The sequence below is a fragment of the Pauljensenia sp. 20925_1_25 genome, assembly GCF_041433955.1.
In the GTDB taxonomy this organism is placed as follows: domain Bacteria; phylum Actinomycetota; class Actinomycetes; order Actinomycetales; family Actinomycetaceae; genus Pauljensenia.
Map to the genome: position 1 here is coordinate 1 of NZ_JAPWCL010000010.1, position 17,734 is coordinate 17,734.

A 17,734-nucleotide genomic window follows, 5' to 3' on the forward strand; every position below is an offset into this window, starting at 1 on the left:
TCAAGCGCACACAGCACAAGCCACGCACACTCAATAGGCGATTCGCGCCATGTTTCCGCGACCCGAGCTTCTCGCTTCGTTCGCTGCCGTTCGGCGCAACAAGGAAAACAATACGCACGTCCGAGCGGACCGTCAAATCATAACGGTCCGCTCGCCTCCCAGAAGCTTTTCCGCGGAATCCCGGGCCTTACGGCAGATTTTTGCCCGCAAAACGCCCAAAATTCAGCACTTTTCATGTCACAGAACACAGAATATCAAATAAAATGTGTGCCAGGCCGCGCAATCTCGCAAGACGATCCAGCATGCCGATCAGGGCTTATACCAAGACCATCTCATTTGTTGCCTGAAACTTTACCAAGCGTTGACCTAGGGGCTATACTCGCATTATCCGAGCGGCATCGCCGCATCCGTCAATGCTAGGAACTTCCATGATTGCATCCGTTCTCGGCTCCATTTCCGACTTCATGTACACCTACGTACTGGTCGCACTGCTGATCGGCGTGGGCCTGTACTTCTTCGTCTTCACCCGCGCGCTCCCCCTCCGCATGTTCGGAGAGGCACTCCGTGTCGTCATGGAGCCTCCGAAAAAAGAAGGCGGCGTCTCGTCCTTCCGTGCGCTGATGGTCTCCACGGCCTCGCGCGTGGGTGTCGGTAACATCGCTGGCGTCGCGACGGCAGTGACGACGGGCGGCCCCGGTGCTGTTTTCTGGATGTGGGTCATCGCGACGATTGGAGGCGCGTCCGCCTTCATCGAGTCGACGCTCGCGCAGATCTACAAGAAGCGCGGACCCCACCACTCCTACGGTGGCCCGGCCTACTACATCCAGACAGCACTCAAGCAGAACTGGCTGGCCTATCTCTTCGCTGTCATGCTCATTCTGACCTACATGGGCGGCTTCAATCTGCTCGCTTCTTTCAACGTGGCCGACACGTTCACGCAGTACTCCTGGGCGAACGAGTGGACTCCCTGGGTCGTCGGCGGCGTCCTTGCGGTCCTGATGGCCGGCTCAATCCTGGGCGGCACTCGACGCCTGACCGACGTGACCGGCTTCCTCGTCCCGATCATGGCGATCATTTACCTGGGTGTGGGCGCGGTTGTCATTGTCTTCAACTACCACAATATCCCCGCGATGTTCTCCGCGATCTTCTCGGGAGCCTTCGACTTCAAGGCGATTTTCGGTGGTTTCGCAGGCTCTGCGATGATGCTCGGCATCAAGCGTGGCCTCTACTCGAACGAGGCCGGTGTGGGTTCCGCGCCGAACGCCGCAGCCTCCGCCTCCGTGTCGCACCCTGCCAAGCAGGGCCTCGTTCAGATGCTCTCGGTCTTCATCGACACGATGATCATTTGTACCTTCACCGCGTTCGTGGTCCTCTCCTCGGGTGTCGGTGACGACGGCGGCGTCACCGGCGCTCCCCTCGTGAAGGACGCGATGGCCACGGTGCTCGGCCAGCCGATCGCGCAGGTCTTCATTTCGTTGGCCCTATTCCTCTTCGCGTTCACGACGCTGGTGGGCAACTTCTACTACGCCGAAGTCAACTTCCGCTTCCTGCTGCGCAACATCACGATGGAGCAGTGGATGCTGACGGCGTTCCGCCTCGTGGCAGCTGCCCTGGTCTTCTGCGGTGCGCTGCTGAAGTTCGAGGTCGCGTGGAGCTTGGGTGACATCCTCATGGGCCTCATGGCACTCATCAACCTGCCGGTGATTGTCATCCTCGGTCGCGTCGCCGTCCGTTGCGCGAACGACTACACGGCGCAGCGCAAGGCGGGCCTGGACCCGAAGTTTATCGCTTCCTCGATTGGTCTGGATCCCTCCGAGCTGGACTACTGGCAGGACAAGAAGGCTCCGGCCTCCGATCAGTCCGGCGCGACGGTGAGCGCCTGAGTTCGCGCTCCCCGACTGGCTTTGCCCCGGCCTCGTCCATCGTGACGAGGCCGGGGTTGTTTCACGCGATAAACGCGCAGAGGTCGGGTCCTAGGCCGGGGAACCGCCCAGCCACGCGCGGATCTGGAGAGCACCGACATGCCCGCACTCGGACAGGGCGCGAGCCACCGCGTCAGCGGCCCAGCCGAGCATTTCGGGGCGGGTGTGCGGAGCCCGCAGGAGCGCGGACACGCCGCTATCGGAGGCTTGGGCAGTGCCAACGACGAGGCCCATTTCGACGCTCTTGCCCAGCGCCGCCGCAAAGTCTGTCGACGTCAGAGGAGAGCGCGAGGAGGGGTCGTGCGCCTCGACGCGGATGGTCGGGCCTGGAACAAGCAGCGAGGAATCAACGGAACCGATGGGTAACCCACCATGCTCCCAGGGCATGGGAGCCGTATCAGCCGCGTAGCCGGGAGGCAAGTCGAACACGAACACGCAGCTGTCGACGCGCAGCTCGGCGACGAGTTCCAGCGTGGATGCGGCAGCCAACACGACAGAGACGAAGGGAACGCGCAGCCCCACGCTCCCCCGCCAAGTGTCGACGAGCGCGTGACACAGCGCCGAGCCTCCCCCGGCCTCGTCCACCTGGCCGTCAACATCCGCCGCGGACAACGGCAAGGCGGAGGGCATCTCCACGTCTCCGACAAGGAAATCAAAGGCGTAGAGCCCGTGGTGGGCGCGGTTGTCGTCGAAATCGTCGAACCCCATTCCGGTTCCGACCAGCATGGAGAGGAACACGTCGTACAGGCATTCCTGGTCCTCGGCAAACAGCTGCGTCGCGTGGGGTGCGCGCGGGGTCATCTGCCCGCCCAGCCACGCCTGCAGCGCCACGTAGCCCTCGTTTGTCGTGCAATCGTTGAATCTCACGGCAACCTCCTCGTTCCGACGAGCGCACGCCTGACACCACTATGACAGAAACGATGGCGCGCGGGGGCCGCTTTCGCGAGCAAATCCGAGTACCAGCGAGACCGCGCGGCGGCGGCCCCGGCCGCAGAGGGACGTCGTCTTCCCCAACCAGCGCAAACGAGAGCGACGCGCACAAAGATGTCCCGGCCTCGTCCCAGGAACATGAACGAGGCCGGGGCTTCGTAATGCCCAACGGCGCGTCGGTCGGATACTACGCCGGCACACGTACGAAGCGCGCTCGGATCTGCACTCCCCCGGTGTGCCCGCACGCGGACAGGGCTCGAGCCACTGCATCGGCGGCCCACCCGAGCATCTCAGGGCCCCCGTGCGGGGCGCGCAGAGTGGCGGCGGCCCCGAAGGCGAACGCAGAGGACGACTCCACGGCGAGCCCCATCTGCACGGCCGATGCCAGGGCCTCGGTAAAGCCCGAGGGGGACAGGGCCTGTCCCTTGTAGCGCGGGCGCGCCTCGAGGTGGATGAGAGGACCGGGGACCACCAGAGATGAATCGAGCGCGCCAATTGGTAGGCTCCCATCTTCCCACGGTTTGTTCGCGGTGAAGCGCGCGTAGCCCGGCGGCAGGTCACACTCGAAGACGCACTCGGCGACGCTCACATCGGCGACTAGTTCGAGGGTGGCCACGGAGGCAATCACAGAGGCCACGAAGGGGATGTGCCTGCCCACGTCACCGAGCCACGTGTCGACGAGGGCGTGGCACATCGCGCGGCCGGCGGCGTCCGTGGCAGACTCCCCCGCCATGCCGGGCGCCCTCTGTCCATCAACGCCCTTATCTCGCGGCGGCACCTTGCTGTCGCCCACGAAAAAGTCGAAAGCGTAGAGCCCATGATGGGTGCGGTCGTCGTCGAAGGCGACGAATCCCAGCCCCGTGCCAACGAGCACGGACAGGAAGGCATCGTAGAGGCACTCCCTGTCCTGCGCAAAGAGGTCCGCCGCGTGCGGCGTGCGCGGGTCCAGCTGGCCGACCAGCCACGCCTGCAACGCCACGTAGCGCTCATTTGTCACACAATCGTCGAATCTCACGGTAACCTCCTTGTTCCGCCGCGCAACGCTTGTGACACCCATGATGACAGAAAGTCGACCGCCGCGGGCGCTTTTCGCGAGAAACTTCCTGCACAACGGGCGGAGCGGCCACCGGCGACGTTCTGCCAATCGGGCGGAGCGGCCACCGGCGACGTTCTGCCAATCGGGCGGAGCGACCGCCGACGCCGCCACCACCAAGACCGCGGCGGCTCCGCCAGCACCGCGATCACCTCCTCCGCCCGCGAACGCACCCACCGGCACCCGGCGCACGAGGCACAAAGATGCCCCGGCCTCGTCCGGTGACAGACGAGGCCGGGGCGAAGGTCGAGGCGCAGCGCTCAGCGGGTGGCGAGCAGCGCCTCCTCGGACTCCTTGGTCCACAGGCCATCCTTCATGGCGGCGGCGACCTGCGGGAACTTCTCGGGCAGCTCGCTCAGCGGCGTGAGGCCCAGGTCGTGCAGGGACGGGAAGACCATGATCTTGCCGCCCGAGGTACGGTTCATCACCGCGTTGATGGCGTCGCCGAAGCCCGCCATGCCGGTAACTGCCCACAGGGAGATCGTGGTGTCGATGACGCCGTCCTCGATCTTGCGCAGCACCGTGCGCATATCGGACACATCAGAGCCGGAGGTGCCCAGCATGAAGATCTGGCGTTCGATGATGCCCTGCAGGTCAAAATCGCCGAACGTGCCCGCCGGAATGCCCGCGAAGGCATTCAGGATGCCGCCCTCGGCCAGCAAATCAACGGCCTGGGAGACCAACGCCGGGACGGGCACGAGGCACGTCGCGTAGGTGTAGCCGTGCTCGAGGGGCGTCGAGGCGGTGTTGATGATATCCAGCGGCACGCCGTTCTTGTCGGCGGTGGGGCCGACGACCTTCGTCAGGTTGGCCAGTCGCTCGTCCGACAGGTCAGTGCCGACGACGGAGATGCCGGGAACGCCCGAGGTGACGGCGCGCATCGTGTGCATAACGCCCATCGGGCCGGCAGCACCGACGAAAACGCAACGGTCGTTCTCTCGCAGATCGCCGTTGGCGGGGATCCAGGCATAGCCCTCGCGAGGATCCGAACCCGTTGTGCCGCAGAAGCGGATGAAGTCGTAGTGGACGCGTCCGATGTCCAGGGACACCTTACGAGAGATCGCGGCGCCACCCAGGACGACGCACATGGTGCCGCGGGTACCGATCAGCAGAGCGGCCTTCTCGATGGCATCGGCGTCCGAGCCGAAGAACACGACGTCGTCGAACTCTCCCTCGACGCCCTCAAGCTCCTCAGCGGCAACGCGCACAACCTCGGCGGGCTTATGCTCGGCGGTCAGAGCGTCGATGTCGCCCTCGCCGACGACCAGCAGGCGGCCACCGTCGGCGACGTGATCGCGCTCCGCCCACGCGTAGGAACCCTCGACGGTCGCCCACGGTTCGATGAGGCCAACGGCGGCGGCCGACGGCCCCTCCGACACGTGGATCAGGTACTCTTCCCCGTCCGGGGACACGACGCAGCGCTCGTCGACGACGACGTATTCCTCGAGGGCACCATCGAAGTTGTACCCGAAGGCACCGTTGGACTTCGCGGTGCGCAGGTGCTTCCAGTCCGCCTGGACCAGCAGACGGTCGCCAACCTTGAAGTGCGTCACGGCCTCGCCGACCTGCACGACGCGGACGACGGGCTCGTGGCCGGGAGTCACCGCCTCCTGATTCGGGTGGTACGACGGAATGTCCTTCAGCGCATCCAGATCGATGCCCGCCACGACGTCGGACTTGCGCGGGTGGCTATCGAACTGGTGAAGCAGCTTCGTATCGGAGAAGCAGATGCCGCAGGCTTCAACCTCGAGCAGGATCTGCGTCGGGCCGACGGGGTCGACGGGCTTCGCCGGGTTAACGACGAACTCCTCCTTGCCGACAATTTGGATGGCGTACTGGGTGGAGGGAACCTGGGTCATGACTGACTCCTTCACTGGGAAAACGATGGTGGGAACGAGAGGGACGAGGCCGGGGTACCCGAGGAGGGGACCGTGACTACCCTGGGTCCCCGGCCTCGAGACGGTGTCAGGAGAGCATGACCTGGCCGCCCGTGACGGGCACGGCCTGGCCGGTCTCGTACTCTTGTTCGACGATGTAGAAGATCGCGCGCAGGACGTCGATGCCCTGGGCACCGCGGCGCATGGGGACCTTCGCCTCGTAGAACTCCTTGACGTCGGCGACCGTCTTGGCACCGGGGACCTTCCCGGAGTTCAAGTACTGGACGAAGAGGCCGCGGTCCGGGTCGGACCAGAGCGGCCCGTCGTAGAAGTTGCCGGGGCAGATCGCGTTGACCTTGACGCCGTGGGCGACCATCTCGAGGGCGAAGGACTGGACCAGTCCGATACCGCCGAACTTGGAACCCGCGTACGCGGCGTTCTTGTTCGAACCAACCAGGCCGGACTTGGAGTTGATCTGGATGATGTCGGTCAGCCACTCGGGTGCGGTGGAGTGCTGGCGGGCCAGCAGCTGACCCAGGTGCTTGGTGACCAGGAAGAAGGCCACGTAGTTAATGTCCGTCGACAGGCGGAATGCCGAGGCATCCTGCTCGAGGACGGAGCCGGCGCGCACGATGCCCGCGTTGGACACGACCAGGTCAAGGCCGCCCGTGACGCGCTCGATCTCGGCGGCCATCGCGGCGACGGACTCCTCGTCGGCGACATTGACCGTGATCGGGTGGGCGACGCCTTCGCCGCCCAGCTCGGCTGCCTTCGCGACCGCGCCCTCACCGTTCAGGTCAGCGACGTACACGAAACAGCCGGCGTCCACCAAGCCTCGGGCAATCTCAGCACCGAAGCCCTGGGCACCGCCCGTGACGAGGGCGACGCGGCCGTTGATGGTGCGCTCGCCGGTGCGGGTCGGGCGGACCTCGTAGGTCTCCTCCCCCGCCCGCACGACGACGGGAAGCTCCGTCTCCTTCAGGGAGCAGGGGCACACCTCGGCGAGGGGGCCGTCGAAGGTGACGGTGGGCTCGGCCTCGCTGGGGGCCACGATGACCGGGCGACCGAGGGCCTTGAGGAACAGGCCGCGTACCTCGGGAGCGTTACTCATGATGGTTCTCTTTTCTCGACGCGTTCGTCAGTTGATCGATGTTGCTCGGGCGGCGAGAGCGACGGCGTCCTCACCGTCGGCAATCGCGCGGCCCAGGGGCGCGTACTCGCTGATGCGCTCCGCCAGGGCCTCGGGGGTCAGGCGGCCCGTGCGGCCCAGCAGGTGCAGGGAGGGGTCCACGGAGGACAGGGCCTCGTGCGCGACGAGCGCCCACGTGGCCTCGTTGAGGTCGGCGAATTCGGGGCGGCGCAGCTCCTCGCAGGTGAAGCGCTGGCGGGGCTGGTTGATGTCCACTCCCGAAATCTCGAGCATGCCGTGGGCTGCCGCGAGCGCGTGGATGCGCGCCAGCTGCTCGGGGGTGTTGCGCGGGGGCATGTAGGTGACGGCGCGCAGGCCGATGGACTCCATGTGCTCGAAGAGCTCGTCGAGGAAGTCGTCCTCGAACTTCTCGGCCTTCTTGTCGCCCGTCGGCGAGGCGGACACGTCGCCCAGGTAGGCGTAGGTGGCGATTGCGCCGACTGAGTCGGCGAAAGCGACGACCTCGGCCGCGCTGGGCAGTTCGTCGGTCGGCTGGATGTAGATGCGATCCAGGTAGTTGGCCTTCAGGACGCCCAGCAGGTCGTACATGAGGTGCGGGTTGTCCGCGTCGGACAGGACGGCGGCCAGGGACGCGGGAATCTCGACGCCCATCTGCGCCAAGCCCTCGGTCAGCGCCGGGCCGCGTCCGAATCCGCGGATCAGGGCCGAGGCCATGGCAGCCAGCAGGTGACGCTCGGTGATACCGCCGCCGTTTGCGTACTGCGAGATGCCGACCATGTCGGCCTGCGGGTCGAAGGGCTCCAGCCCCAGGTCCGTGAGGATCTGGTTGGCGCGCTCGGCCATGGCGAGCGTGCGCTCCAGGCGGGCAGCGCGCCCCGGAGCAAGCCACTCGGCGACCTTCTCGCGTGCCGGTGCGGGCACGCCCTGGACAGTCATGTAGGCCACGCCCACGGAATCGGGGTTGTTGAGCTTACGCTGAGCTAGCGGCGTGCCCTCACCGAATCGGGCACGGATTTCGAAGCCCGTGACGGAACCCATGCCGAGGACGGACGTGGCCTCGCTCATTTCAGCCGCCGCGCCAATGGAGTCATGGTCCACCGAGCCGACGACGCGCAGGCCTGCCCGGCGCGCGAGCAGCGCGGCGTGCGTCGGCGTGTAGGGGCTGAAGGAGAAGCACGTGTGGATGTGGTTGTTCGACTCGGGCACCCAGCTCGGGACGTGCTCGTCGGCTGCGACGACGCGCAGCGCCTCGATGCGCTGGGCCGGGGTGGCGGCCGGGTCGTTGGTGATGTCCATGGGTTCTGCCATCTCTTCGTTGGGTGGAGAAAAATGTGGAGAAAGGAAGGGGCGCGAGGCCGGGGCTCAGGTGAGGAGGAGGTTGCCCCGGCCTCGCGTGGCTCGCGTCAGGGAATGCGAGCCTCGGACGGGGGCGGGCCGGAAAGGGGAGCAGCCCGTCCCCAGTGCTTGTTAGAGGCCCTCGCGGTTCAGGCGAGCGATCTCAGCCTCGGTCGCGTGCTTCGTGGTGGGCACGTGGCCGGGCAGGGGCAGGATGCGCTCGTGAATCGCGTCGAGGATCCAGGAGACCTGCGGGAAGAAGAACGACTCCAGCTCGGGTCCGGGCGTGATGCCGTTGCGCGAGCCGACGACGGCGATCGGCGCGTCGAGCGCGTCGAAGGCGAGGGTCTGCACGTTGGCGGCAACCGTGTTGAGGAAGGATCCACGCTCGACCGCGTCCGAGGTGAGGACGAGGCGACCGGTCTTCTTCACGGACGCGATGAGCTTGTCGTAGTTCAGCGGGGCGACGAAGCGCAGGTCGATGACCTCAGCGCTCAGGCCGTACTTCTCGGCCAGGACGTCGGCGGCTTCGAGGGCCTTGTACACGGTCGCGCCGTAGGCAGCAATCGTGATGTCGCTGCCCTCGCGGCGGATCGCCGGCTTGCCTTCTTCGGTCTCGTAGTAGCCCTCGGGCACGCCGCCGGGCTCGAAGTCCTCGCCCTTGTCGTAGAGCTTCTGGCTCTCCAGGAACACGACCGGATCGGTTCCGGCAAGCGCCAGGTTGAGCATGCCCTTCGCGTCGGTCGGGGTGGTCGGGAAGTAAACCTTCAGGCCCGGGATGTGGGCGACGAGCGCACTCCAGTCCTGGGAGTGCTGCGCGCCGTACTTGGCACCCACGGACACGCGCAGGACGAGGGGCATCTTGAGCAGGCCAGCGCTCATCGACTGCCACTTGGCCATCTGGTTGAAGACTTCGTCGCCGGCGCGGCCCAGGAAGTCGCAGTACATGAGTTCAACGACCGCGCGGCCACCGGCCATCGCGTAGCCGACGCCAGCACCGATGATCGAGGCCTCGGCGATGGGCGAGTTGAAGAGGCGACGGTACGGCAGGGCCTCGGTCAGGCCACGGTAGACGGCAAAGGCACCGCCCCAGTCACGGTTTTCCTCGCCCCATGCGGCCATCGTCGGATCGGTCTTGAAGCGGTGCAGCATCGCCTCGAACAGGCCGTCACGGAACTGGTACATGCGCATCTTGGAGACGGGTTTGCCGTTCTCATCGACGGAGGAGCGCACCTTCTTAGCCAGCGCCTTGACGCGCGGGTTGTCCTCAAGGTCGATCTCGGGGGTCGCGTCGTCAAAGGCCTCGACCTTCTCGTTGGAGAACATGACCGTGTCGATGTAGCCGTCCGCGACGCGCGGGGTGGCGTCGTCGTCGATGGCCAGTTTGAGGACCTTGACCAGCTTGTCGGTCAGCGAGGCCGCGTAACCGTCGATCTCGTCCTGCGTGGTCAGGCCGTTCGAGATGAGCAGGTTCGAGTATTCCTTGATGCAGTCAACCTGCTCCCACAGCTCGACCTCTTCCTTCGTACGGTACGAGGAAGCGTCCGACGGCGAGTGGCCGGAGAAGCGGTAGGTGATGGTGTCCATGAGGACGGGGCCGCGGCCCTCCTCGAGGATCTTCTTTTTGCGGGTGGTCGCGTCCGCAACGGCCAGCGGATTGAGGCCGTCGACGCGCTCGGCGTGCATGGCCTCGGGGTTGAGAGCCGCGCCCACGCGGGCGAGAATCTCATATCCCATGGTCTCGCCGAAGGTCTGACCTCCCATGCCGTAGAAGTTGTTGAAGAAGTTAAACAGGATCGGCGGGTTGCCACCGTCCTCCTCGCGCCACAGGGAGCGGAACTGATCCATCGACGCGAAGTTCAGGGCCTCCCACACGGGGCCACAGGCCAGGGCGGCGTCACCGACGTTGGAGACGACGATGCCGGGCTTGCGGTTGATGCGCTTGAACAGGGCCGCGCCGTTCGCGATCGGGGCGGAGCCGCCGACGATCGCGTTGTTCGGGTAGGAGCCAAAGGGCAGGAAGAAGGTGTGCATCGAGCCGCCCAGGCCGCGGTTGAAGCCGGACTTGCGGGCGAAGATCTCCGCGAGGGCACCGAAGAGGATGAAGTTTTCGGTGAGGTCCTTCGTGTCCTTGTAGCCGATCTTTTCGGCGTAGGACAGGGTCTCGCCGCCGAGGAAGCCCTTCATGATGCTCTCAAGCTGGCCCTCGTCCATCTGGTGCATGGCCGAGTAGCACTTGGCGAGAATCTCACCGTGCGAGCGGTGGGAGCCGAAGATGAAGTCTTCCGGCGACAGAACGAAGCTCTGGCCGACGTAGGCGCTCTCCTGGCCAATGCCGAGGTGGGCGGGGCCGCGGTGGTTGTACTCGATGCCCTGCCAGGCGCCGGTCTTCTTGATGGAGTCGAGCATCGACTCGAAGGTGCGCACGACGATCATGTCGTGGAGCATCTGGACCATGCCTTTTTCGCCGTAGCGGGCGAGTTCGGTCTCACGGTCGAAGGTGTACTGGTTGACGGGGACCTCGGGGAACTTCACGTATCCCGGGCGACGCACCTCATTGGGGTCGATGATAAGAGACTGAGTCATTGTTCTACTCTTCCTTGATGTAGTTGTTCGTTAGAGCTTGACGGCCCACGCGGCTTCGCGGATGACCTCGGAAACAGTGGGGTGCGGGAAGACAACCTGGCGCAGGTCCTCAACGGTCAGTTCCATCTCGAGGACGGCCTGCGCGCCCCAGATCATCTCGGCGGCGTACGCGCCCAGCACGTGGATGCCCAGCACCTGGTGGGTCGTGGGGTCCACCAGGATCTTCGCCTCACCGGGGGCCTTAAAACCGTTCTCGGCGATGAAGCGGCCCGACATGAGGGCGGGAACCTTGGCGACGAGGACCTCACGGCCCTCTCGCTGAGCGGCGGACTCGGTCAGACCGACGCCCGCGGCCTCGGGGATCGAGAAGACGGCCCACGGGACGGTGTGCCAGCGCATGACCTCGCCGCGCTTCTTCGCGGTCGGATCGAGGATGTTCGCCGAGGCGATCTCCGCCATGCGGTAGGCGGCGTGCGCCAGGAGGGAGCGTCCGGTGACGTCGCCGATAGCCCACACGTTGGGCAAATTGGTGCGCATCGTGTCGTCGACGACGATGCCGCGGTTGATCTCGAGGCCAGCCTCCTGCGCGCCCCAGCCCGCCGTCGCGGGACGGCGGCCAACGGCCATGAGGACAACGTCGGCCTCGACGCTCAACTTGTTCTCGCCCTTGGAGTAGTGGACGGTGCCTCCGTCAAGGGACTCGACGCGGCAGCCCAGCTCGAAGGTCACGTCCTTCATGGCGGCGCGGGCCTTGGCGGCCAGGTCGTCGTCCATGAACGGCAGGATCTCGGGAGCCATCTCGATGACGGTCACCTGCGAACCCAGGGTGGAGTACAGGGAGGCGAACTCGACACCGATGACGCCGCCGCCGATGATCGCGAGGCGGGAGGGGACCTCGGGCAGGGACAGGATGCCCGTGGAGTCCACCAGCGCCGGATTGTCCTGGGTGCCGGGAAGCGGCGGCATGGCCGGCACGGAACCCGTGGCGATGATGACGTGGTCCGACGTGTAGGTCGTGCCCTCGACGGTCACACGACCGGGGGCGTCGAGGTGGCCTCGTCCGTTGATGACGGTGACGCCCGCCTTACGCTCGGTGGCTGCAACGCCCGCGACGAGGCCCTTAACGACCTGATCTTTCCAGGCCTGCATCTTTGTCCAGTTGACGGCAACGCCGCTGGCGTCCACGCCGAACTGGCTGGCTTCCTTGGCGTGCAGGTAGTTCTTCGCGCCGTTGAGCAGGGTCTTGGTGGGAATGCAGCCCACGTTCAGGCAGGTGCCGCCCAGGTACTGTTCCTCGACGAGGGCGACCTTCTTACCGGCGTGCCCGAGGCGCTCGGCAGCCAGGTAGCCGCCGGGACCCGCGCCGAGGACGATGACGTCAAAATGCGTGTCACTCATGAGTATTTCTCTTTCCTCAGGCCAGGACCGTCACGTCGATGTTGTCGATGGCGGCAACCAGGTCGCGCAGGAACCGGGCGCCGTCCGCGCCGTCGATGACCTGGTGGTCGATCGTCAGCGACAGGTTGAGGCGCTGCTCCACGCCGATTGTGCCGTCGGCTGCCACGACCGGGCGCGGGGTGATTGCGCCAACGCCAAGGATGGCTGTCTGGGGCAGGTTGATGACGGGGGTGAAGGTCTCGATACCGAAGGAGCCGATGTTGGAGACCGTGAAGGTGCCGCCGCTCAGGAAGTCGGGGGCGATGGTGCCGTCGATGGCACCGCCGGCCAGGCGCTTGGCTTCGTCGGAGAACGCCTTGAGGCCCAGGGCCTGCGCGGAGCGGATGACGGGGACGAGGAGGCCGCGCGGGGTGTCGCACGCGAAGCCGAGGTGGACCTGCTCGAACTGGGTGAGCACGCCGTCCTCAAGGTGGGCGTTGAACACGGGGTACTTGGGCAGGGTGCGCGACACGGCGAAGCAGACCAGGTCGTTGAGCGTGATCTTGCCCAGGCCCAGAGCCGGGTCGGCGTTCTTGACCTTCTTGCGCATCGCGAGGATGCCGGCGGCGTTCGCGGTGGTGTTGAGGGTCAGCTGCGCGGTGGTCGTCAGGGACTCCATCATGCGCTTGGCGACGACCTTGCGCACGCCCTTGAGCGGGGTGGAGGTCGAGGCACCGGGGTAATCGGCACCCGCAGGGGCGGAGGCAACGGGGCACGAGGCCGGGGCGGCCTCGGGCGTTCGGCCGGCGTCGGCGACGCTCACGCGGCCACCAATGCCGGTGCCTTCGGTGGCCTGGACACCGGCGGCGCGCGCGGCGGAGGTCAGGACGGGACCCGCAGCGATCGCGGCGGCGACGTCGCGCTCGATGACGCGGCCGTGGGGACCGGAACCCTCGGTAATGGTCGAGGCATCCAGGCCCGCCGAGGCGGCCAGGGCGCGGGCACGTGGGGAGACCGCGCCGGTGGCTCGCTCGGTGGCAAAGGCGGGGGCAGCCTGCTCGGGTGCGGCGGTTGCCTTGTCGGGTGCGTCCTCGACGGGTGCGGCGTCACCGCCGGGAACGAGGCCGGAGATGTCTTCTCCGGGTTCACCGACGATGATGAGCGGATCCTTGACGGGGACCTCGTCGCCTTCCTCCCACAGGAGCTTCAGGACGGTGCCCTCGGCGGTGGAGGGGACCTCCATCGTCGACTTGTCCGTCTCGATGGACGCGAGGGTCTGGTCGACGGCGACGCTGTCGCCTTCGGCGATCATCCACTCGACGATGATGCATGACTCAACAGAGTTGCCCAGCTGGGGCATCACCACGATGGTGGCCATGTAATTCCTCCTAGACGATGCGCAGCTTCGTGCGCTCGGCCAATTCCTTGATGGATTCTTCGGGGATCTCATCGTCGGTGATGATTCCGGTGACCTGGTCGATCCCCATGAAGGTGACGAAGCCGGCTTCCCCGTACTTGGAGGAGTCTGCGAGCAGCCACGTCTCTTGTGCGCGTGTGCGCATGATGGAACCAACCTGCCCACCCTCAACGAGTTGGGTGGTCAGGCCGCGATCAACGCTGAAGCCGTCCGTTCCGAGGAACGCAACGCGCGCGTTGAAGTCATTGATAGCGCGCTCGGCGACCGGCCCCACGAGGGACTCGGACTCGGCGCGGAAGTGCCCGCCCGTCAGTGTGATGTTCAGGTTCGGGTTGGACCGGGCGTTTGCGAAAACAAGGACGGAGTTGGTCAGAACCTGAACTCCGCGCTTGCCGGTGAGGTACTTGACGATGAGGGCGCAGGTGGTGCCGGCCTCGATCATGATCCGGTCGTCGTCGTAGATCATGTCCGCGGCGGCCCGGGCGATGCGCTCCTTCTGATCGACGCGATCATTCTGGCGCAGGTGGATGTTGCGGAAGGTGGTGGGGCGTGCCCCTCCGTGGGTGCGCACGAGGTAACCCTGCTCATCGAGGACCTTCAGCGAGGCACGCACGGTGACGGGCGAAACCCCCAGGTCGGAGGCGAGCTGGGCGACACTCACCTCACCCTCGCGGGCGAGGCGATCCAGGATGTAGTTCGTGCGTTCTTCTGCACGTCCCATGTCTTCACCTCTCAATGCATTCGCGACAACCTTCTGTCGCTTTCACTTTCGTTAAGGACAGAATAGTCATTTAAACGAAAGCATGCAACATCACATTGATGAGTCGCCCAGCCGTGCACCACAGCGGCACACATGTTCATACACTCGTCGAATCAAAGCCACATTGCCTTGACAAAATGCGGATAAACGTGCGGGCGGGCGGCCCCGCAGGGACCGCCCGCCCGCCATCAAATGCCCAACAGCTTGGCACTTGGCTCACACAATCAAACGAAAATGAAACGAAAGCGCACGTCGCCGCCTCAATGAGCCCATACCTCGGACATGAGAAGTGTTTTACTCCCCCGGCGCACGCACGCCGACGGTGAGCAGCAGGTTGCCGTACAGGCGCTGCTCACCCGTCGCAACGATGATGCCCACGTTCTCATCGCGTGCGGCATCGTAGAAGTCCCAGCGGGAAATCTCGCCGAACTCGACACCCGGCAGCGCCGCGCGGAACTCGTCGTGAATCGGGATCTCCACCGGCTCGGCGTCGGGCGCGGGGGTCATGATCTCGGCGCGCTCGATCGGGATCGTGCGCTTCAGGACATCGAGAACCTGGCTGACGTCCAACAGACCCGGGGCAAGGTTCAGCGAAATCAGCTCGCAGCGCGGGTTCACGCCCGTCGTGTGCGGGTAGTTCGCATCCGCCAGCAGGATCTTCGAGCCGTGGCCAGCGGCGGCCAAAGCACGCAGGAACTGGGGGTGAGTCATGGGACCGTAGAGCATGAACGTACCTTTCTTACAGGTGTGAACTGGCCCGGATGACCAGCTCAGGGTCGAGAACAATATCCTGGGAGGAGCCACCGTCCATGAGCGAACGCACGAGGCGCACCGCAGTGCGCCCCAGTCGGTCAAAGGGCTGGTGGATCGTCGTGAGCGGAGGCGCGTAGGAGTCAGCGCCGTCGATGTCATCAAAGCCGACGACCCGCACGTCGCGCGGAACCACTCCCCCACGCTCGTAGATGTAACGCATCGCGCCGAGAGCCAGCTGGTCGTTCGCCGCCTGAATCCCCTGCGGCAATCGGCCCGCCGCGCGCATGACGTCGTAGCCGTCGCGCGAGTCCCAGGAGTCGGGCTGAAGGACGACGGGTTCGATGTCGTAGGCCTTGCACGCCTGCTCATAGCCGAGTCGGCGCATCTGAGCATCCGACCAGCCGGAGGGACCCGCAATGTGGATAACGTCGGTGAGTCCCTGGGCGAGCAGGTGCTCGGCGGCCAGGCGCGCGCCGCGCACGTTGTCCACCGCGACGGTCGAAATGCCGTCGAGTCCCTGCTCGCTCGTCAGGATGAGAACCGTCGGGAAACGCTTGCCCGCCTCGATCGCGACGTCGATTGTTGGATCTTGACCACCCAGGATGATGACGCCGTCCACGTCGAAGGGCGCGAAGTCGGAACGCAGCTGCCCGTCCGGCCCGTACGCGTAGGACAGGGACACGTGGTACCCGGCCTGCGCGGAGGCGTTGAGGATCGACAGCAGCACGGTGCCGTGCCCGTGGTACATGGGCGCAGCCAGCACGACCTGCAGCACGTTGGTGCGCTTGGCCGCGAGCGCGCGCGCCGCGTAGTTGGGCACGTAGCCCAGCTCCTCGACAAGCTTGGAGATCCTCGCGCGCGTCTTTTCGGAGACTTCGGGGTCGCCGCGCACGACGCGCGAGACGGTGTTCGTTGAGACACCCGCGCGCCGTGCGATGTCGGCCAGCGAGACTTTCTTAGGCGTTCGTCGGTGCGTGGACATGGGTCGATGCGCTCGCAGCGATAACGGATGCTCGCTCGCCCTGCGCCAGAGCACCGATTGTTTCGAGCTGGGCAAGGAGAGAGCCGAAGGTCGAGGCCTCGATGGGGCCACGCACGACGGTGACGCCCGCGATCTGGGCGGTCAGGTCGCACAGGAGCCGGTTGCGCGCGCCGCCGCCCACGAGGTTGAGCTGGTCGGGGGCCTTCCCGGTGGCCTCCGTGAGTTCGCCGATTGCGCGGGCGTAGCGGCGGGCGAAAGACTCGATGATGACGCGCACGTAGCCGGCCATCGAGTCGGGGCGGGCGGCCCCCTGGGCGTCGAGGGCCTCGTCGATCTTGCGCTGCATGTCTCCGGGGGTGGCGAAGGCCTCGCCATCGGGGTCGAAAACGCCGGAGGCCGGGGGCAGCTCGCGCGCCTGGGCGACCAGCTCGTCGGTGTCGGTGGGCGTGCCCTCGCGCTCCCACTGGCGCTGGATCTCCTGCAGGATCCACATGCCGGTGATGTTGAAGAGGGGACGCACTCCCCCGTCGGTGCGGCCCTCGTTGGTGATGCCCATGTTGAAAGCGATCTCGCTCATGAGGGGCCGATCCTCGATGGCACCCAGGACGGACCAGGAGCCGCAGGACAGGAAGTAGGCGCGCTTGCCTTCCTCGATGGGCAGGCCGTGGACCGCGCAGGCAGAGTCGTGGGCACCGCCGCGCACGACGGTCAGGGTTTCGAGGCCGGGGACCGTGCATGGGCCGACGACGGTTCGGTCGGCAGACAGCTCGCCGAACCAGCCGCGCGGGATGCCGAGTCGGGCAAAGACCTCGTCGTTGAAGTCACCGCCGCCGGGGGTGAGCAGGCCGGACGTCGAGGCGATGGTGCGAGACCAGCCGACGGCACCCGTCAGTCGGTACACGAAGTAGTCGGGCAGGAACAGTACCCCCGCGACGCGCTGAGCGTCGGCGGGATTTTCCTGCAGGTAGGCGAACAGCTGGTTCGCCGTGTTGATGGTCGCCGGTTGGTTTCCCGTCAGATCGAAGAATTCGCGGTCGCCGATGCGCTCACGGAAGGCGTCCAGGGTGCGGGAGGTGCGCTCGTCACGGTAGGCGATAACGTCGCCGACGAGGTCGCCGTTCTCGTCAAGGGGAGCCCAGTCCACTCCCCACGTGTCAATTGAGACGGAGCGGGCATCCGGGAACTGCTCCAGAGCCTTCTTCAGGCCGATGATCGTCTCAGCCTCCATCGTCGCTACATCCCACGTCAGCGTGCCATCCTGGCGGCGGCGGGCCTCGTGCTTGAAGCGGTGAATGTCCGTGACGTCCAGGCGTCCGTCGGTGAGCGTTCCGGCGAGGACTCGTCCGGACGCGGATCCAAGGTCAACAGCAAGTACGGTGGTCATTGAAGTCTCCTGCTCAAAACGCCCTCGCTCAGCGTGTCCCGTCATTGGGATAGTAATACGGCTTTCCTCATCGGCGAGGCCGGGGCCGCGTCCCGGGACCGGGCTTACCCGGGAAGGTGTCCCGTTCGGGCTCGGGGAGAGAGGAACCCGGGCCCGAACGGGACGTGC

Annotated in this window: 13 protein-coding genes; 1 reads left to right on the forward strand and 12 read right to left on the reverse strand. The window is 65.9% G+C overall.

All coding sequences use genetic code 11. The annotated features are described in order from the left end of the window. The first annotated feature begins 428 nt into the window (after nucleotides 1-428). On the forward strand, nucleotides 429-1,883 hold the full coding sequence (locus tag O3932_RS05730; RefSeq protein ID WP_296503403.1) for a sodium:alanine symporter family protein: 1,455 nt from the start codon (nucleotides 429-431) through the stop codon (nucleotides 1,881-1,883). Nucleotides 1,884-1,973: 90 nt separating this feature from the next. Here the strand turns inward: O3932_RS05730 and O3932_RS05735 are convergent, their stop codons facing one another. From O3932_RS05735 to O3932_RS05790, 12 genes are all read right to left on the reverse strand, one after another. Continuing rightward, the gene (locus tag O3932_RS05735) at nucleotides 1,974-2,789 is read right to left on the reverse strand and encodes a hypothetical protein (protein WP_009647973.1); all 816 of its coding nucleotides are present in this window, start codon (nucleotides 2,787-2,789) and stop codon (nucleotides 1,974-1,976) included. A 250-nt stretch (nucleotides 2,790-3,039) separates the two neighbouring features. Then, nucleotides 3,040-3,867, reverse strand: coding sequence for a hypothetical protein (locus O3932_RS05740; RefSeq protein WP_371536870.1), 828 nt, complete (start codon nucleotides 3,865-3,867; stop codon nucleotides 3,040-3,042). A gap of 338 nt (nucleotides 3,868-4,205) precedes the next feature. Continuing rightward, on the reverse strand, nucleotides 4,206-5,804 hold the full coding sequence (locus O3932_RS05745; RefSeq protein WP_371536872.1) for an alcohol dehydrogenase catalytic domain-containing protein: 1,599 nt from the start codon (nucleotides 5,802-5,804) through the stop codon (nucleotides 4,206-4,208). Between the two features lie 106 nt (nucleotides 5,805-5,910). Next, nucleotides 5,911-6,933: an SDR family NAD(P)-dependent oxidoreductase gene (locus tag O3932_RS05750; protein ID WP_296503394.1), complete on the reverse strand. Its 1,023-nt coding sequence runs from the start codon at nucleotides 6,931-6,933 to the stop codon at nucleotides 5,911-5,913. 27 nt (nucleotides 6,934-6,960) lie between these two features. Continuing rightward, the gene (locus O3932_RS05755; RefSeq protein WP_371536875.1) at nucleotides 6,961-8,280 is read right to left on the reverse strand and encodes a PHP domain-containing protein; all 1,320 of its coding nucleotides are present in this window, start codon (nucleotides 8,278-8,280) and stop codon (nucleotides 6,961-6,963) included. A 159-nt stretch (nucleotides 8,281-8,439) separates the two neighbouring features. Next, nucleotides 8,440-10,893: a thiamine pyrophosphate-dependent enzyme gene (locus O3932_RS05760; RefSeq protein WP_371536878.1), complete on the reverse strand. Its 2,454-nt coding sequence runs from the start codon at nucleotides 10,891-10,893 to the stop codon at nucleotides 8,440-8,442. A 30-nt stretch (nucleotides 10,894-10,923) separates the two neighbouring features. Beyond that, complete coding sequence (gene lpdA / locus O3932_RS05765; protein ID WP_009647974.1) at nucleotides 10,924-12,291, reverse strand: dihydrolipoyl dehydrogenase; 1,368 nt, start codon at nucleotides 12,289-12,291, stop codon at nucleotides 10,924-10,926. Between the two features lie 16 nt (nucleotides 12,292-12,307). Next, complete coding sequence (locus O3932_RS05770) at nucleotides 12,308-13,648, reverse strand: dihydrolipoamide acetyltransferase family protein (RefSeq protein WP_371536882.1); 1,341 nt, start codon at nucleotides 13,646-13,648, stop codon at nucleotides 12,308-12,310. Between the two features lie 10 nt (nucleotides 13,649-13,658). Continuing rightward, on the reverse strand, nucleotides 13,659-14,408 hold the full coding sequence (locus tag O3932_RS05775) for a DeoR/GlpR family DNA-binding transcription regulator (RefSeq protein WP_009647975.1): 750 nt from the start codon (nucleotides 14,406-14,408) through the stop codon (nucleotides 13,659-13,661). Between the two features lie 333 nt (nucleotides 14,409-14,741). After that, nucleotides 14,742-15,173, reverse strand: a complete 432-nt coding sequence (locus tag O3932_RS05780; protein ID WP_009648529.1) for an RbsD/FucU family protein — start codon at nucleotides 15,171-15,173, stop codon at nucleotides 14,742-14,744. A gap of 13 nt (nucleotides 15,174-15,186) precedes the next feature. Then, the gene (locus tag O3932_RS05785) at nucleotides 15,187-16,182 is read right to left on the reverse strand and encodes a LacI family DNA-binding transcriptional regulator (RefSeq protein WP_009648525.1); all 996 of its coding nucleotides are present in this window, start codon (nucleotides 16,180-16,182) and stop codon (nucleotides 15,187-15,189) included. Continuing rightward, nucleotides 16,157-17,566 carry a rhamnulokinase family protein gene (locus O3932_RS05790; RefSeq protein WP_314569713.1) on the reverse strand — a complete coding sequence of 470 codons (1,410 nt, stop codon included), beginning with the start codon at nucleotides 17,564-17,566 and terminating at the stop codon, nucleotides 16,157-16,159. The genes O3932_RS05785 and O3932_RS05790 overlap by 26 nt, the downstream gene beginning before the upstream one ends. Between the last annotated feature and the right edge of the window lie 168 nt (nucleotides 17,567-17,734).

What these genes read in the sequence shown, in the direction of transcription:
- O3932_RS05730 (WP_296503403.1), top strand. Translation starts at nt 429, where the DNA reads ATGATTGCATCCGTTCTCGGCTCCATTTCCGACTTCATGTACACCTAC.
- O3932_RS05745 (WP_371536872.1), bottom strand. Translation starts at nt 5,804, where the DNA reads ATGACCCAGGTTCCCTCCACCCAGTACGCCATCCAAATTGTCGGCAAG.
- O3932_RS05750 (WP_296503394.1), bottom strand. Translation starts at nt 6,933, where the DNA reads ATGAGTAACGCTCCCGAGGTACGCGGCCTGTTCCTCAAGGCCCTCGGT.
- O3932_RS05755 (WP_371536875.1), bottom strand. Translation starts at nt 8,280, where the DNA reads ATGGCAGAACCCATGGACATCACCAACGACCCGGCCGCCACCCCGGCC.
- O3932_RS05760 (WP_371536878.1), bottom strand. Translation starts at nt 10,893, where the DNA reads ATGACTCAGTCTCTTATCATCGACCCCAATGAGGTGCGTCGCCCGGGA.
- lpdA (WP_009647974.1), bottom strand. Translation starts at nt 12,291, where the DNA reads ATGAGTGACACGCATTTTGACGTCATCGTCCTCGGCGCGGGTCCCGGC.
- O3932_RS05770 (WP_371536882.1), bottom strand. Translation starts at nt 13,648, where the DNA reads ATGGCCACCATCGTGGTGATGCCCCAGCTGGGCAACTCTGTTGAGTCA.
- O3932_RS05775 (WP_009647975.1), bottom strand. Translation starts at nt 14,408, where the DNA reads ATGGGACGTGCAGAAGAACGCACGAACTACATCCTGGATCGCCTCGCC.
- O3932_RS05780 (WP_009648529.1), bottom strand. Translation starts at nt 15,173, where the DNA reads ATGCTCTACGGTCCCATGACTCACCCCCAGTTCCTGCGTGCTTTGGCC.
- O3932_RS05785 (WP_009648525.1), bottom strand. Translation starts at nt 16,182, where the DNA reads ATGTCCACGCACCGACGAACGCCTAAGAAAGTCTCGCTGGCCGACATC.
- O3932_RS05790 (WP_314569713.1), bottom strand. Translation starts at nt 17,566, where the DNA reads ATGACCACCGTACTTGCTGTTGACCTTGGATCCGCGTCCGGACGAGTC.